We start from the raw sequence: 14,506 nt of genomic DNA on the forward strand, positions 1-14,506 counted from the left end.
AGGCCCCCGATGCATCGTTTCGCCCTGCCCTTCCTCGCCCTCGCCGGGTTGAGCGCCCCGGCGCTCGCGCAGCAGCCCGGCCTGTCCGGCCGGCCGCCGGCGCTGCTCGTCCACGGCAATTACTGCGGGCCCGGCAACAACGCGCCGCTGCCGCCGGTCGATGCCCTCGACGCCGCCTGCGCCCGCCACGACGCCTGCACGCCCCGCGGCGGCCTGCCGTCCCGCGCCTGCAACCTGCGGCTCCAGCGCGAGGCGGAGCTGATCTCCCGCGATCCGCGCCAGCCCGACGACCTGCGGGCGATGGCGGGCTTCATCGCGGTCGGAGTCGGCATGATCCCGTCCGGCTCGGGCTTCGCCGTCGCCGCCCCGGCCGCTCCCGTCCCCGCCGGCGGCGTGCGGGCGGCGACCCACGCCCCCGCCCTCCTCGACGACCCCGATGCCGGGGAGGGCGACGACTGAACGTCGCGCTCAGTCGTCCGAGCCGCCGGCGCGCCCGCGCGGGTAGCCGAGATCCAGGGCGATCACCGCCGCCAGCGTCATCGCGGCGAGGGCGTACCAGGTGATCGCGTAGACGAGGTGGTCGTTGCGGAACGCCACCACCGTGAGGCCGCCGACCGGCAGGATCCCGGGGGCGGTCGCCTCGGCGTCGACGAAGTAGGGCGCGACCTCGCTCAAGCCCCGGGACCGTGCCAGGGCGGCGACGTCGCGGGAGTACCAGCGGTCCGCGGCCGGATCGTTGCTGCGCAGGAAGGCGCCGCCGGGCTCGCTCGGCCGCAGCAGTCCGGTCAGCGTCACCGGCCCCTCGGGCCGCTGCCAGCCGGCCGGGTCGCGCCGGTCGGCCGGCACGAAGCCGCGGTTGACCAGCACGTCGAAGCCCTCCGGGGTGTGGAGCGGTGTGACGACCCAGTAGCCGCCGCCGAGCGCCGTCACCGCCTGCACCAGGGCGGTGCGGTCGTGCCGGAAGCGGCCGGTCAGGGTCAGGCGGCGATAGGCGTCGCCGGGGCCGATCGCCGGCCACTCCGCCGGGCCGGGCGGCGGCCCCGGGGGGGCGTGCAGCCGGGCCTCGACCCGGGCGATCAGATCGAGCTTCCAGGCCCGGCGCTGCACCTGCCAGGTGCCGAGCCCGACGAGCGCCGCCACGAGGGCGAGGCCGACGAGGTTGAGCACGACGAGGCCCGCACGGGAGCGCCGCGCGGGCCTGGGGCCGGAGGCCATCGGGCGGTCCGCCTCAGGGATGGCGGTGCAGGACGTCGCCCGGCGCCAGCGGCATCATGTTGGTGTTGAGGTGGTGCATGACCCACAGCGAGCCGGTGAGGGTGATGACCACCAGCACGATCGTGAAGATCAGCGCCAGCACGGTCCAGCCCCCTTCCGAGCTGGTGTTCATGTGCAGGAAGTAGACCATGTGGACCACGATCTGCACCACCGCGAACGCCATGACGACGAGGCCGGTCCACAGCGCGCTGTCGATCGGGCGGGCCATCACCAGGGCGAACGGGATCGCGGTGAGGATGACCGACAGCACGAAGCCGGTGACGTAGCCCCGGAACGAGCCATGGCTCGCCTCGTGGTGGCCGTGCCCGTCGCCGTGGTGGGCCGAGTCGGCCGCGCTCATTGCAGGACTCCCATCAGGTAGACGAAGGTGAACACGCCGATCCAGATCACGTCGAGGAAGTGCCAGAACATCGACAGGCACATCAGCCGGCGCCTGTTCTCGGGGATCAGCCCGCGCTGGTGGACCTGCACCATCAGGGTGGCGAGCCAGACGAGGCCGAAGGTGACGTGCAGGCCGTGGGTGCCGACGAGGGCGAAGAACGACGACAGGAAGGCGCTGCGGGTCGGGCCCGCCCCCTCGTGGATGAGGTGGGCGAACTCGTAGAGCTCGATGGCGATGAAGGCGGCGCCGAACAGGCCGGTGATGGCCAGCCAGCGCTGGGTCATCGGCTGGTTGCCCTTGTCCATCTCCAGCATGGCGAAGCCGTAGGTGATGGACGAGAACAGCAGCATCGCGGTGTTGAGCGCCACCAGCGGCAGCTCGAACAGGTCGCTCGGCGACGGCCCGGCCGCGTAGCTGCGGCCGAGCACCCCGTAGGTGGCGAACAGCACCGCGAAGATGAGGCAGTCGCTCATCAGGTAGATCCAGAACCCGAGCAGGGTTCCGTTCTCCGGGTGGTGGTCCTCCTCCTGGTGGAAGACCGGGGCGGTCCCGGGAGGAGCGGTGTCGGTGTGCATCATCGGGGTCAGACCTGTCCCGCCAGCAGCGCCGTGCGCCGGTCCTCGGACCGGACGACGGTGTCGGCCGGGATGTGGTAGTCGCGGTCGTAGTTGAAGGTGTGGAGGATCGTCACCGCGAGCATCGCCACGAACGACAGCGCCGCGAGCCACCAGATGTACCAGATCATCGCGAAGCCGAAGACGACGCTCAGGCCGCCCAGGATGACGCCGGTGCCGGTGTTCCGGGGCATGTGGATCGACCGGAAGCCCGAGACCGGGCGGCTGTAGCCGCGCTTCTTCATGTCGGACCAGGCGTCGAGGTCGTGGATGACCGGGGTGAAGGCGAAGTTGTAGTCCGGCGGCGGCGACGAGGTCGACCATTCCAGGGTGCGGCCGTGCCACGGGTCGCCGGTCTCGTCGCGCAGGGCCTCGCGGTTGCGGATCGAGACGAAGAGCTGGACGATGAAGGACAGGATCCCGAGCAGGATCAGCCCGGCGCCGCAGGCCGCGACGACGAACCAGATCTGCAGCGAGGGATCGTCGAAATGCTGGGCGCGGCGGGTCACGCCCATCAGGCCGAGCACGTAGAGCGGCATGAACGCGACGTAGAAGCCGACGAGCCAGAACCAGAAGCTCATCTTGCCCCAGAACGGGTCGAGCCTGAAGCCGAACGCCTTCGGGAACCAGTAGTTGACGCCGGCCAGCATGCCGAACAGCACGCCGCCGATGATCACGTTGTGGAAGTGCGCGATCAGGAACAGCGAGTTGTGGAGCACGAAGTCGGCCGGGGGCACGGCGAGCAGCACGCCGGTCATGCCGCCGATGACGAAGGTCACCATGAAGCCGACGGTCCACAGCATCGGCACGTCGAAGCGGATCCGGCCGCGGTACATCGTGAACAGCCAGTTGAAGATCTTCGCCCCGGTCGGGATCGAGATGATCATCGTCGTGATCCCGAAGAACGAGTTCACGTCGGCGCCCGAGCCCATGGTGAAGAAGTGGTGCAGCCACACCAGGTAGGACAGGATGGTGATGACCACCGTGGCGTAGACCATCGAGGCGTAGCCGAACAGGCGCTTGCCGCAGAAGGTCGAGGTCACCTCCGAGAAGATGCCGAAGGCCGGCAGGATCAGGATGTAGACCTCTGGGTGGCCCCAGATCCAGATGAGGTTGAAGTACATCATCGGATTGCCGCCGAGGTCGTTGGTGAAGAAGTGCGTACCAACGTAGCGGTCGAGCGACAGCAGGGCGAGGACGGCGGTCAGGACCGGGAAGGCGGCGACGATGAGCACGTTGGTGCACAGCGAGGTCCAGACGAAGATCGGCAGCTTCATCATCGACATGCCGGGGGCGCGCATCTTCACGATCGTGACGATGAGGTTCACGCCCGACAGCAGCGTCCCGATGCCGGCGATCTGGAGCGCCCAGATGTAGTAGTCGACCCCGACGCCGGGACTCATGTCGGCGCCCGAGAGCGGCGGGTAGGCGAGCCAGCCGGTGCGGGCGAACTCGCCGACGAACAGCGAGATCATCACGATGACCGCGCCCGAGGCGGTCATCCAGAACGAGAAGTTGTTCAGGAACGGGAAGGCGACATCGCGGGCGCCGATCTGCAGCGGCACGACGTAGTTCATCAGCCCGGTCACGAACGGCATCGCCATGAAGAAGATCATGATGACGCCGTGGGCGGTGAAGATCTGGTCGTAGTGGTGCGGCGGCAGGAAGCCCTCGTTGGCCCCGAAGGCGACCGCCTGCTGCGAGCGCATCAGCAGCGCGTCGGCGAAGCCGCGCAGCAGCATCACCAGCGCCAGCACGACGTACATGATGCCGATCTTCTTGTGATCGACGCTGGTCATCCAGTCCCGCCACAGCGGGCCCCAGAACCGGAAGTAGGTGATCGCGGCGAGCACCGTGATGCCGCCGAGCGCCACCCCCGCGAAGGTGACCTGGAGGATCGGCTCGTGGAACGGGATCGATTCGAGCGTGAAGCGCCCGAACAGGAACTTCTGAAGGCTGTCGGAGAACATGGAACCCTCGTTCGAGGAGTGTCCCTCGGGAAAGGATGGAATCAGTTGCTGCGCTGGGCCGGGGCGACCGGGTCCTGCGGGGCCGCAGGTCCGTCGCCGCGGTCCGGCTGCGGGTCGGAGCCGCGCACGGCCGGGTTCTTCCCGTCGGGCTTCATGCCCTCGGGCTGGACCTGACCGCGGGGCGGCCGGTGCGAGGCCGGGGTGGTGGCGCCCGGCGGCTCGTGGCCCTCGCGGACGTGACGGTTGTCGTACTGGAGCTTCTCGCGGTTCTCGTGGCTCTCGGGGCCGGCGCCGCCGGCGGCGTCGATGCGCATCATCTCGTTCATGCACATCTTGCCCGGCACCGCGCACATGTTGACGATCAGGCCGTAGAGCCCGTCGGCGACCGACTTGTAGTAGGTCACCGGCACCTGCTCGCTCGGCTTCTCGAGGTCGAGATAGGCCTCGCGGCTGAGGTCCTTGCCCTCGGCCTTGGTCTTGGCGACCCACTGGTCGAACTCGCCGCCCTGAAGGCCGAGGAAGCGGAAGGTCATGCGCGAGAAGCCGCTGCCGCTGTAGTGCGACGACAGCCCGTTGTAGTCGCCGGGCTTGTTGATGACCGCGTGGAGCTTGGTCTCCATGCCGGGCATCGCGTAGATCATGCCGGCCAGCGCCGGGACGTAGAAGGCGTTCATCACCGAGGAGGCGGTGATCTTGAACTCGATCGGCCGGTCGACCGGGGCGGCCATCTCGTTGACGGTGGCGACGCCGTATTCGGGGTAGAAGAACAGCCATTTCCAGTCGAGGGCGACGACCTGGACGGTGAGGGGCTTGACCCCCTCCGGCACCGGGCGCCCGGCCTCGATGCGCTGGAGCGGCCGGAACGGGTCGAGGACGTGGGTGCTGATCCAGGTCAGCGCGCCGAGCGCGATGATGATGATGAGCGGCGCGGTCCAGATCACGACCTCGAGCTGGGTCGAGTGGTGCCAGTCCGGGTCGTAGACCGCCTCCTTGTTGCTCTCCCGGTAGCGCCAGGCGAAGACCAGGGTCAGGGCGATGACCGGCACGATGATGAGCAGCATCAGGCCGGTCGAGGCGAGGATCAGGTTGCGCTGCTGCACGGCCACGTCGCCGGAGGGCTGCATGACGACGAGGTTGCAGCCGGCGAGCATCGCCGCGAGGGGAACGAGCGCGAGGCCCCGCGCGAGGCGGCCCGTCAGGCTGCGCGGGCGGGGCGGGGCGTGGAGGGAGTGGGCCAAGGGAGCTGACCTGTTCAAAGGTGCCGGCGCGGTCGGCGCGGCCGGGAAGTCTGCCGGGCGGCCCCGCGGGAGGGGCCGCGGAGCGATCGGGACGGGCGGGGCGGCGCCCCGCCGGGAGCCTCGCGGCCGCTCACATCTGCCGCATCTCGGACCGGTCGATCAGCAGCGCCGCGATGGTGCAGACCGCCCCCGACAGAAGGTAGAGGCCGACGCAGGCGAGCCCGTACTCCGCCGACAGGCTGAGCGCGACGAGCGGCGCGAAGCCGGCGCCGAACAGCCAGGCGAGGTCGGAGGTGAGCGCCGCGCCGGTGTAGCGGTAGCGCGCGCCGAGCCGCGAGGTCACCGCGCCGGCGGTCTGGCCGTAGGACAGGCCGAGCAGCGCGAAGCCGGTCGTGACGTACATGGTCTGGCCGATCGCGCTCTCGCCGAAGATCAGCGGCGCGAGCGTGCTGGCGAGGGCGAACAGCCCGATCAGGCCGGCGCTGATGAGCAGCGCCTTGCGGCGGCCGATCTGGTCGGCGATCAGCCCCGAGGCCGCGATGGCGCCGGCGCACACGATCGCGCCGGAGAACTGCACCATCATGAACTCGCCGGCCGAGCGGCTGGTGAACAGGGTGATCCAGCTGATCGGGAAGATCGTCACGAGGTGGAACAGCGCGAAGCTCGCCAGCGGCACGAAGGCGCCGAGCAGCACGTCCTTGGCGTGGTGGCGCAGCAGCTCGGAGACCGGCACCGGCTCCAGCTTGCCCTGCTCCATCAGGCGCACGAACTCGTCGGTGGCGACGAGGCGCAGCCGCGCGAACAAGGCCACGACGTTGATCGTGAAGGCGCAGTAGAACGGGAAGCGCCAGCCCCAGGCGAGGAACTCCTCCTCCGACAGGTTGACGACGAAGAACGAGAACAGCGCGCTCGCCAGCATGAAGCCGAACGGGGCCCCGAGCTGCGGGATCATCGCGTACCAGCCGCGCCGCTCGCGCGGGGCGTTGAGGGCGAGCAGCGAGGCCAGCCCGTCCCAGGCGCCGCCGAGGGCGAGGCCCTGGCCGATCCGCAGGGCGGCCAGGATGTAGACCGCCGAGATGCCGATCTGGTTGTAACCGGGCAGGAAGCCGATGACCGCGGTCGAGAACCCGAGCAGGAACAGCGCGATGGTCAGCTTGACCCCGCGGCCGTGCCGGCGGCCGATCTCCATGAAGATCGCGGTGCCGATCGGCCGGGCCGCGAAGGCCAGCGCGAAGGTGGCGAAGGAGTACAGCATCGCGGTCAGCGGGCTGGACGCGAAGGGGAAGAACACCTTCGGGAACACCAGCGCGGCGCCGATGCCGAAGACGAAGAAGTCGAAGTATTCCGACGCCCGCCCGATCACCACGCCGGCCGCGATCTCGTTGGGATTGACCTTGTGGTCGGTCGAGACCAGGCGGGCGTCGCGCTCGAGGGCGCTGGACGAGGACGCGGATGTGGCGGGAGGCATCGTGGGCACCCCGAAGTGCGGCGGCGAATGGAGTTTGGTGCCGTCTGCTGCGGCGCCGCGAGGGGTAGCCGAATTGCTAACCCTCGGCAAACGGGTTTTCGTGCGGCATCCGGCTGCTGCGTCAAACCATGCAATATCTTGCACAAGTTCCCCGAGGACTGCTGTGTTGTGGGCGAGGCAAAGTACCGCCGCGCATTCAGCACTGTCGGCGGTGGTCGTTCGGGCCGGCGTTGCCATGCGGGGAAGACATGCGCCGGCCCCGCTTCCGGCTGAGACACGACGCAGCACCCGGGACCGCGGTCGCGGCGGCCGGGTCAGGAGCACGACGATGCCGAACCCCCTCCTCCGCCCCGGCACGGCCGCGGACATCCCGGCGGTCGCCCGCATCTACGCCCACGCGGTCGTCACCGGCCGGGCCTCGTTCGAGACCGAGCCGCCGGGCGAGGACGAGATGGCCCGCCGCCGCGCGGCCCTCGTCGCCGGCGGACATCCCTACCTCGTCGCCGAGGTGGAGGGCCGGGTGCTCGGCTACGCCTATGCCGGGCCCTACCGGCCCCGCCCGGCCTACCGGTTCACGGTCGAGGATTCGGTCTATGTCGACCCGGCCGCGACCGGCCGCGGCCTCGGCCGCCGGCTGCTCGGGGCGGTGATCGCCGCCGCGGCCCGGGCGGGCCACCGGCAGATGATCGCGGTGATCGGCGATTCCGGCAATGCCGCCTCGATCGGCCTGCACGCCGCCCTCGGCTTCGCGCCCGCCGGGGTGCTGCGCGCGGTCGGCTGGAAGCACGGCACCTGGCTCGACACCGTGCTGATGCAGCGGGCGCTCGGCCCGGGCGACGGCACGCCGCCGGAGCGCTGACGACGCTTACCCGTCATTAACCGCGTTCGTTCTAGCTCTCTTAACCATGAGGCGGCGGTCGTTCCCCGGGCGGGTCCGATCGGGGGGAGCACGGTCCCGTGACGGACGAGCGGCCACAGGAGCGGCGCCAGAGGCGACCGGGAGCCGGAGCGGGCCGCGGGCGCCTGCCGGCGGCCGTCCTCGCCCTCGCCGTCGCGGCCGGCGCCGCCCGGGCCCAGACCGCCGATGGCGGCTCGGCGCTCCGTCTCGGCCTTCCGTCCGCGACCACGTCCGCCCAGCGCAACACCGCCCCTGGCGCGCAGGGCACCACCCCGACCGCTCCGGGCAGGGCCTCCGGCGCACCGGGCGCCCTTCCGGCGGCCGGGACGCCCTCCGTGGCCGGGACGCCGTCCGGGAGCCGTCCGCGCACCCCGCCGCAGCGGCGCACGCGCCCGCCCACCACGGCGATCATCCGGGCGGTGACGCAGGTGCCGGCCGAGAGCGCGGCCCTGCGCACCATCGTGCAGGTGCCGGTCTCCGGCCTGCCCGACATCGTCGCCTCCGGGGCGCCGCTGCTGCGCCGCCGGATCGACCCCCTCGATCCCTACGGCCCGGTCGGGATCCGGGTCGGCAACGTCGTGCTGTACCCGGCCCTGCAGCAGAGCGTCGGCTACGACACCAACCCGGACCGCGCGGCCACGGCGCGCTCCTCGGTGGCGTTCCGCACCGACGGCGAGCTGCGCGTGCTCAGCGACTGGCCGGTCCACCAGCTCGCGGGCGAGATGCGCATCGGCTATCTCGACTATCCCGACAACAAGGCGGCCAACCGCCCGGACGGCGACGGCTCCCTGCGGCTGCGGATCGACGCCGCCCGCGACACCCGGTTCGAGGTCGAGGGCCGCTACCTCATCACCACCCAGCGCACCGGCAGCCCGGACCTCAACACCGCGGTGCGCGAGCGCCCCCTCGTGGCGGCCTATGGCGGCACGGTCGGGGTGGTGCAGGACTTCAACCGGCTCCAGGTCTCGCTGCGCGGCCTCGTCGACCGCCAGACCTACGAGGACGCGGTGCAGCTCAACGGGGTGGTGGTGCCCCAGAGCGACCGCAACGCCAACCAGTACGGCCTGCGCCTGCGCACCGGCTACGAGCTGCGCCCCGGCCTGACGCCGTTCGTCGACGTGCTGCTCGACACCCGCATCCACGATCGCGCGGTGGATTTCTCCGGCTTCCGGCGCGATTCGGACGGCATCACCGCCCGGCTCGGCACGACCTTCCGGGTCAGCGAGCTGCTCAGCGGCGAGGTCTCCGGCGGCGTGCTGAGCCGCTCCTACGTCGATCCGCGCCTGCGCACGCTGACCGGGCCGGTGGTCGACGGGGCGGTGATCTGGGCCGCGACGGCCCTGACCTCGCTGCGGGTCGGTGCCTCGACCGGGGTCGCCGAGACCATCGTGCCGGGGGCGAGCGGCATCCTCAACCGCACCGCGGTCGCCGAGGTGACCCACGACCTGCGCCGCAACCTGCGCCTGAGCCTCGTCGGGCTCGCCTACGAGAACGAGTACCAGGGCGTGTCGATCCTCGAACGCGGCTACTCGGCCGGCCTGCGCCTCGACTACCGCCTCAACCGCTGGCTCGGTCTGCGCGCGAGCTACACCCACGAGCGGCTGAAGAGCACCGCCTCGTTCTCGAACTTCGTCTCCGACACGTTCCTGGTCGGCGTGCGGGTCAATCCCTGACCCGTCCGAGGCCGGGAGGCCCTGGACACGGCGCGGCGCCCGTCGTCTTCTGACGGAAAGACGAAGGGGGCTCCATGCGCAGGGTGACGAGTTTCGGGATCGCGGCAGCATGGCTGGCGGTGGTCCCGTCCTGGGCCCAGACCGGCCCGAACCTGACCGCGCTCAAGGGGCTGGCGCCGGTCAGCGCGCTGGCGCGCACGCCGGAGGGGCGGGCGGCGCTCGCCGCCAACCTCGCGGTGACCGGCGGCATCCAGTCCGGCGCAGCGGGCCAGCCGCTGCTGCTGCCGCTCGCCGAGCAGCGCCAGCTCGCCCTGCGCGACTGCTTCATCACCGACGGCAACGCCGCCGAACTCGCCGACGGGCTCGGCGCGCGGCTCGGCGGGATCTACCAGGGCAAGGCGCGCTACGCCGACTACAAGACCTTCACCAGCGTCGCGCCCTCGGTCGCCGACCTCCTCGGCTACACCAACAACATCACCAAGTCGGATTCCAACGCCGGCAAGTTCTTCTTCGCCAACGCGACCACCAACGGCAAGGCGCCGGTCTCCGAGGCCGCGGCCGCGATCCTGGCCGCGCAGGGCGGCACGCCGGACGTGTTCGGCCGCGCCTACGACCGCCCGGCCGGCAGCCAGGGCGCCGACGCCTACGGCAACTCGCGCCCGTTCCAGACCCTGCCGCAGCTCCACGCCTACCGGGGCCTCGACTATTTCGGCCGGCAGTCGCACAGCCTCGACTGGCTGCACGGGCCGAACCAGGATCTCACCGACAGCCCGTCCTACCCGAGCGGCCACACCACCTACGGCTACACCGAGTCGCTCGTCCTCGCGATCCTGGTGCCGGAGCGCTACCAGCAGATGATCGCCCGCGCCGCCGAGTACGGCAACAACCGCATCGTCGTCGGCGCGCACTACGCCATGGACGTGCTCGGCGGGCGCACCGTCGCCCTGCACGCGGTCGCCCACCTGCTCGCCAACGACCCGGCCTATGTCGGGCAGGTGCGCAAGAACCCGGCGGTGCTCGACCCGATGAGCACCAGCGCCAGCGACCCGGTGGCGATCACCGACTACCGCGCCGCCGTCGCGGCCGCCCGCGCCGACCTGCAGGCCGTCCTGCGCGACGGCTGCGGCGACACGCTCGCGGCCTGCGCGGGCACCGACGACGGCCGCTTCCGCGACCCCGCCGCCAACAAGGCGCTCTACGACGCCACCCAGACCTACGGCCTGCCGGTGGTCCATCCCGAGCGAGCGGGTACGACCGAGGATGTCGGCCGGATCGCCCCGGAGGCCGGCCACCTGCTCACCGCGGCGTTCCCGGCGCTGAGCCTCGACGAGGCCAACGCGATCCTGACCCGCACCCAGGGACCCGGCGGCGGGTTCCTCGACGACGGCTCGGCCTTCGGTCTCTATTCCCGCCTGAACCTCTACGCCGCCGCCGGCGAGGCCGCGGCGCTCGCCGCCCGCAAGGGGCCGCCGGCGCAATCCTCGCTCAAGCCGTGAGAGCCCCCTCGGTCCGGCAGAGCGAAGCTAAGCGGATATCGCAGAAGTGGCCCCCGTTTTTGCGACAAAAATCCGCGACAAACCAAGAATCCAAAAGCCTGGTTGACTCTAGACTTAAAGACTATGCGCCCCATTTCCCCACGACTGAAGTGTCAGCGGGAGGAGATCCGTGGTCCGGATGTCAGATGTGCCGCGAAGCAGCTCCATATGTCAGCACTGTCGCCGGGTATAGACGCTTCGCGACTTCTTGTGCTGGATCCCGAATCGACTTTCGCTGTGTTCCAGCCGTCCGAAAAATGGGGGTCTTCGCGCGATCGATGCGAGGAACAGTCGCTCAAACAGGCTCTAGAACACTTCACGATCGCGCTGCAATCGCGAAGCTTCTCTAGGTCTCTGATCTTGCCGCATTTTCTACGACGAACCGGTATCCACTTCGTTGGTAAATGCTCTAAGCGGATGAAGCGTTGGGCCGCCAACGCAAGTTTGCTTAGGGGCCAAGCCCGGGCTGGCCTGTTCCTGAGAAGGTCTGCCGAGGGCGATAGCGTAGCCGCAGCGCTGTGGCCAGCTCGAGTGGCGCCATCACGCCCGGATCGTGACAGCGGACTGGAACCGGACGGACCAAATCTTTATATATGCCGTTACGGAATGTCCATTCCGACGCAGGGCGAGATGGCCGCTGCCTCGTTGATCCTCAACATGAAGAAGACGTACCCGGATGGGGCGATTCTTCAACTCGTCGCGTGGCGGCTACCGGACCCGGAGTGCGTTCGTGGTTCGACGCACAGGTTCAAGTACCGCCTCTTCTATGGCGTTCCGGGAACCCGGCTCCTGAGCTACGACAATGAGGCCGGCAAGGGCGATCACGTTCATCGGGGCGCAGTCGAGGCCCCGTACACCTTCATTTCGGTGCGCGAACTGGTCCGCGTGTTTCTCGACGAGGTGCGCACGATGCGCGGAGGTGAGCTATGAGCGGAGACATCGATATCGAGATCGGGACGTCGGCCGAGGAGATGGGACGGCGGTTCGTCGACGCGTGGGAAGCCGCGGAGCGGGGCGAGGCGAGCGAGCCCCGCCAGGTGCTGGTATTCCACGATTTCGAGACGCTGATCTCGGTCCTGTCGTCGACCCGTCTCCACCTGCTCAGGCACCTCGCCCGCGAGCCGGCCCCCTCGATCCGTGCCCTCGCCGGAAGCGTGGGACGGGACTACCGGCGCGTCCACGACGACGTGACCGCGCTGGTCGAGGCGGGGCTGATAGAGCAGCACGGCCGCCGTCTGACCGTCGCCGCCCGATCCGTTCATGCCCGTCTCGATCTCAGCGGCGCGCCGCTCTGACCTGGTGCCGGCCGGTCCCGCCGCAGGGCCTATTGCTCCTGGCCTGCCCCCGCCCGCCGTCCGTCGATGATGTCGGTGGCGGCGCGGAACGCGCTGTCGGCGTCGAGGGCGGTCGTGTCGATCACCACCGCGTCGGCGGCGACCACCAGCGGGGCGGCGTCGCGGCCGGCGTCGCGGGCGTCGCGGCGGCGGATGTCGTCGAGCACCGCCTCGTAGGCAGCGGCCTCGCCGCGGCCGCCGAGCTCGCGGTGGCGGCGGCGGGCGCGTTCCTCCGCCGAGGCGGTGATGAACAGCTTCACCGGGGCGTCGGGGCAGACCACCGTGCCGATGTCGCGCCCGTCGAGCACCGCCCCGCCCGGGGCGCCGGCGAAGCGGCGCTGCCAGTCGAGGAGGGCCGCCCGCACCGCCGGCACCGCCGAGACGATCGAGGCGGCCTCGCCCATCTGGCGGTCGCGCAGGCGCGGGTCGTCGAGGCTGCCGGCGTCGAGGGTGCGGGCGGCGGAGGCCGCCGCGTCGGGATCGGCGAGGCTGCGGTCCTCGTCGATCAGCGCCATCGCCACCGCCCGGTAGAGCAGCCCGGTATCGAGGTGCGGCAGCCCGTAATGCACGGCGAGACGCCGCGCGAGGGTGCCCTTGCCGGAGGCCGCCGGCCCGTCGATCGCGATCACCATGGCGTCACTCCCCCTGCCGGCGTCATTCGGTGATCGCGGCGCCGAGCGCGCGCATGGTCGGCAGGAAGCTCGGGAAGCTCGTGGCGATCATCGCCCCGTCGTCGACCGTCACCGGCGCCGCCGTGGCGAGGCCCATCACCAGGAACGCCATCGCGATGCGGTGGTCGAGATGGGTGGCGACGGTGCCGCCGCCCGCCGCCGGCGTGCCGTCGCCGTGGACCAGGAGGTCGTCGCCCTCGACCGCGTGGGCGACGCCGTTCGCCCGCAAGCCGTCGGCGACCGCGGCGAGGCGGTCGGATTCCTTGACCCGCAGCTCGTGCAGGCCGCGCATCCGCGTCGTGCCCTCGGCGAAGGCCGCCGCGACCGCGAGCACCGGGTACTCGTCGATCATCGCCGGGGCGCGCTCGGGCGGCACGTCGACGCCCCTGAGGCGGCTCGCCCGCACCCGCAGGTCGGCGACGGTCTCGCCGCCCTCCTCGCGCTCGCGCAGGCGTTCGATCTCGGCCCCCATCTCGATCAGCGTGGTGAGGAGCCCGGTGCGCAGCGGGTTCATCATCACCCCCTCGATCACCACGTCCGAGCCCGGCACGATCAGCGCCGCCACCAGCGGGAACGCCGCCGAGGACGGATCGGCCGGCACCACCACCTCGGTCGCCCGCAGGGTCGGCTGGCCGGTGAGCGCGATGCGCCGCCCGTGGCCCTCCGGCCCGCAGGGCTCGACCGCGACGGTGGCGCCGAACAGGCGCAGCATCCGCTCGGTGTGGTCGCGGGTCGCCGCCGCCTCGACGACGGTCGTCGTGCCCGGGGCGTTGAGCCCGGCGAGCAGCACCGCCGACTTGATCTGCGCCGAGGCCACCGGCGTCTCGTAGGTGACCGGGATCGCCTCGGCCGGGCCGCGCAGGGTCAGGGGCACCCGCCCGCCCTCGGCCTGCGCCACGATCTGCGTCCCCATCCGCTCCAGCGGATCGAGGATCCGCCGCATCGGCCGCTTGCGCAACGAGGCGTCGCCGTCGAAGGTCGCGGTGACAGGCTGCCCGCCGACCACGCCCATCATCAGCCGCGAGCCGGTGCCGGCATTGCCGAAATCGAGCACGCCCTCGGGATCGCTCAGGCCGCCGATGCCGACGCCGCGCACCCGCCAGCGCCCCTCCCCGTCCCGGTCGATCCCGGCGCCGAGCGCGCGCGCCGCCGCGATGGTGCGCAGCACGTCGTCGCCCTCCAGCAGGCCCTCGACCCGGGTCTCGCCGAGGGCGAGCAGGCCGAGGATGATCGCCCGGTGCGAGATCGACTTGTCGCCGGGCGGCCGCAGCGCCCCGCGCAAGGCGGCACCGGCGGCGGCGGTGAGGGGGGACGGAGCGGAATCGTGCGACACGGGCGGCCTGACGTCGGTTGCGGTGGCGGGGCGCGGGCGGCGCCGGGGGCAGGCGCGGGCGGCGGGTCGTTACCACGGGAGGGGCCGCGCCGTCATCCGCCCTGTTCGGGCGTCC

The 14,506-nt window shown here is 71.1% G+C and carries 14 protein-coding genes; 6 read left to right on the forward strand and 8 right to left on the reverse strand.

Annotated elements, in window-relative coordinates; genetic code table 11:
• Positions 1-9: 9 nt before the first annotated feature.
• Positions 10-459 (forward strand): phospholipase A2 family protein, encoded by a 450-nt coding sequence (locus tag EOE48_RS00910; protein ID WP_246153884.1) that lies wholly within the window; start codon positions 10-12, stop codon positions 457-459.
• Positions 460-468: 9 nt separating this feature from the next.
• On the opposite strand, the gene EOE48_RS00915 is transcribed toward EOE48_RS00910, so the two are convergent.
• The 6 genes from EOE48_RS00915 to EOE48_RS00940 all read right to left on the reverse strand — a co-directional run bounded on the left by EOE48_RS00915 (position 469) and on the right by EOE48_RS00940 (position 6,947).
• Positions 469-1,215: an SURF1 family protein gene (locus EOE48_RS00915; protein WP_127726889.1), complete on the reverse strand. Its 747-nt coding sequence runs from the start codon at positions 1,213-1,215 to the stop codon at positions 469-471.
• 13 nt (positions 1,216-1,228) lie between these two features.
• Positions 1,229-1,615: a cytochrome o ubiquinol oxidase subunit IV gene (gene cyoD, locus EOE48_RS00920; RefSeq protein WP_127726890.1), complete on the reverse strand. Its 387-nt coding sequence runs from the start codon at positions 1,613-1,615 to the stop codon at positions 1,229-1,231.
• Positions 1,612-2,235, reverse strand: a complete 624-nt coding sequence (gene cyoC, locus EOE48_RS00925; RefSeq protein ID WP_210249539.1) for a cytochrome o ubiquinol oxidase subunit III — start codon at positions 2,233-2,235, stop codon at positions 1,612-1,614. Before cyoC ends, cyoD begins: the two co-directional genes overlap by 4 nt.
• Before the next feature lie 5 nt (positions 2,236-2,240).
• Positions 2,241-4,241 (reverse strand): cytochrome o ubiquinol oxidase subunit I, encoded by a 2,001-nt coding sequence (gene cyoB / locus EOE48_RS00930; RefSeq protein ID WP_127726891.1) that lies wholly within the window; start codon positions 4,239-4,241, stop codon positions 2,241-2,243.
• A gap of 41 nt (positions 4,242-4,282) precedes the next feature.
• Positions 4,283-5,392, reverse strand: coding sequence for a ubiquinol oxidase subunit II (gene cyoA, locus EOE48_RS00935; protein WP_246153906.1), 1,110 nt, complete (start codon positions 5,390-5,392; stop codon positions 4,283-4,285).
• 217 nt (positions 5,393-5,609) lie between these two features.
• On the reverse strand, positions 5,610-6,947 hold the full coding sequence (locus EOE48_RS00940; protein WP_127726893.1) for an MFS transporter: 1,338 nt from the start codon (positions 6,945-6,947) through the stop codon (positions 5,610-5,612).
• Between the two features lie 328 nt (positions 6,948-7,275).
• Here EOE48_RS00940 and EOE48_RS00945 point away from each other — a divergent pair, with 328 nt between their 5' ends.
• From EOE48_RS00945 to EOE48_RS00965, 5 genes are all read left to right on the forward strand, one after another.
• Positions 7,276-7,806 carry a GNAT family N-acetyltransferase gene (locus EOE48_RS00945; RefSeq protein ID WP_127726894.1) on the forward strand — a complete coding sequence of 177 codons (531 nt, stop codon included), beginning with the start codon at positions 7,276-7,278 and terminating at the stop codon, positions 7,804-7,806.
• Between the two features lie 98 nt (positions 7,807-7,904).
• Positions 7,905-9,518, forward strand: coding sequence for an outer membrane beta-barrel protein (locus EOE48_RS00950; RefSeq protein WP_127726895.1), 1,614 nt, complete (start codon positions 7,905-7,907; stop codon positions 9,516-9,518).
• Between the two features lie 74 nt (positions 9,519-9,592).
• Positions 9,593-11,014, forward strand: a complete 1,422-nt coding sequence (locus tag EOE48_RS00955; RefSeq protein WP_127726896.1) for a phosphatase PAP2 family protein — start codon at positions 9,593-9,595, stop codon at positions 11,012-11,014.
• A gap of 645 nt (positions 11,015-11,659) precedes the next feature.
• Complete coding sequence (locus EOE48_RS00960) at positions 11,660-11,983, forward strand: toxin-antitoxin system TumE family protein (protein WP_246153885.1); 324 nt, start codon at positions 11,660-11,662, stop codon at positions 11,981-11,983.
• Positions 11,980-12,348: an HVO_A0114 family putative DNA-binding protein gene (locus EOE48_RS00965; RefSeq protein ID WP_187371280.1), complete on the forward strand. Its 369-nt coding sequence runs from the start codon at positions 11,980-11,982 to the stop codon at positions 12,346-12,348. The genes EOE48_RS00960 and EOE48_RS00965 overlap by 4 nt, the downstream gene beginning before the upstream one ends.
• 29 nt (positions 12,349-12,377) lie before the next feature.
• Here the strand turns inward: EOE48_RS00965 and cmk are convergent, their stop codons facing one another.
• A complete protein-coding gene (gene cmk, locus EOE48_RS00970; RefSeq protein WP_127726897.1) occupies positions 12,378-13,019 on the reverse strand; it encodes a (d)CMP kinase in 642 nt (213 codons plus the stop codon).
• Positions 13,020-13,041: 22 nt separating this feature from the next.
• Positions 13,042-14,391 (reverse strand): 3-phosphoshikimate 1-carboxyvinyltransferase, encoded by a 1,350-nt coding sequence (gene aroA, locus EOE48_RS00975; RefSeq protein WP_127726898.1) that lies wholly within the window; start codon positions 14,389-14,391, stop codon positions 13,042-13,044.
• Between the last annotated feature and the right edge of the window lie 115 nt (positions 14,392-14,506).

Origin of the sequence: Methylobacterium oryzihabitans (assembly GCF_004004555.2) — a bacterium.
GTDB classification, from domain to species: Bacteria; Pseudomonadota; Alphaproteobacteria; order Rhizobiales; family Beijerinckiaceae; genus Methylobacterium; species Methylobacterium oryzihabitans.

Coding starts and splice junctions, on each gene's coding strand:
- EOE48_RS00910 (WP_246153884.1), top strand. CDS start 10: ATGCATCGTTTCGCCCTGCCCTTCCTCGCCCTCGCCGGGTTGAGCGCC.
- EOE48_RS00915 (WP_127726889.1), bottom strand. CDS start 1,215: ATGGCCTCCGGCCCCAGGCCCGCGCGGCGCTCCCGTGCGGGCCTCGTC.
- cyoD (WP_127726890.1), bottom strand. CDS start 1,615: ATGAGCGCGGCCGACTCGGCCCACCACGGCGACGGGCACGGCCACCAC.
- cyoC (WP_210249539.1), bottom strand. CDS start 2,235: ATGATGCACACCGACACCGCTCCTCCCGGGACCGCCCCGGTCTTCCAC.
- cyoB (WP_127726891.1), bottom strand. CDS start 4,241: ATGTTCTCCGACAGCCTTCAGAAGTTCCTGTTCGGGCGCTTCACGCTC.
- cyoA (WP_246153906.1), bottom strand. CDS start 5,392: ATGCTCGCCGGCTGCAACCTCGTCGTCATGCAGCCCTCCGGCGACGTG.
- EOE48_RS00940 (WP_127726893.1), bottom strand. CDS start 6,947: ATGCCTCCCGCCACATCCGCGTCCTCGTCCAGCGCCCTCGAGCGCGAC.
- EOE48_RS00945 (WP_127726894.1), top strand. CDS start 7,276: ATGCCGAACCCCCTCCTCCGCCCCGGCACGGCCGCGGACATCCCGGCG.
- EOE48_RS00955 (WP_127726896.1), top strand. CDS start 9,593: ATGCGCAGGGTGACGAGTTTCGGGATCGCGGCAGCATGGCTGGCGGTG.
- EOE48_RS00960 (WP_246153885.1), top strand. CDS start 11,660: ATGTCCATTCCGACGCAGGGCGAGATGGCCGCTGCCTCGTTGATCCTC.
- EOE48_RS00965 (WP_187371280.1), top strand. CDS start 11,980: ATGAGCGGAGACATCGATATCGAGATCGGGACGTCGGCCGAGGAGATG.
- cmk (WP_127726897.1), bottom strand. CDS start 13,019: ATGGTGATCGCGATCGACGGGCCGGCGGCCTCCGGCAAGGGCACCCTC.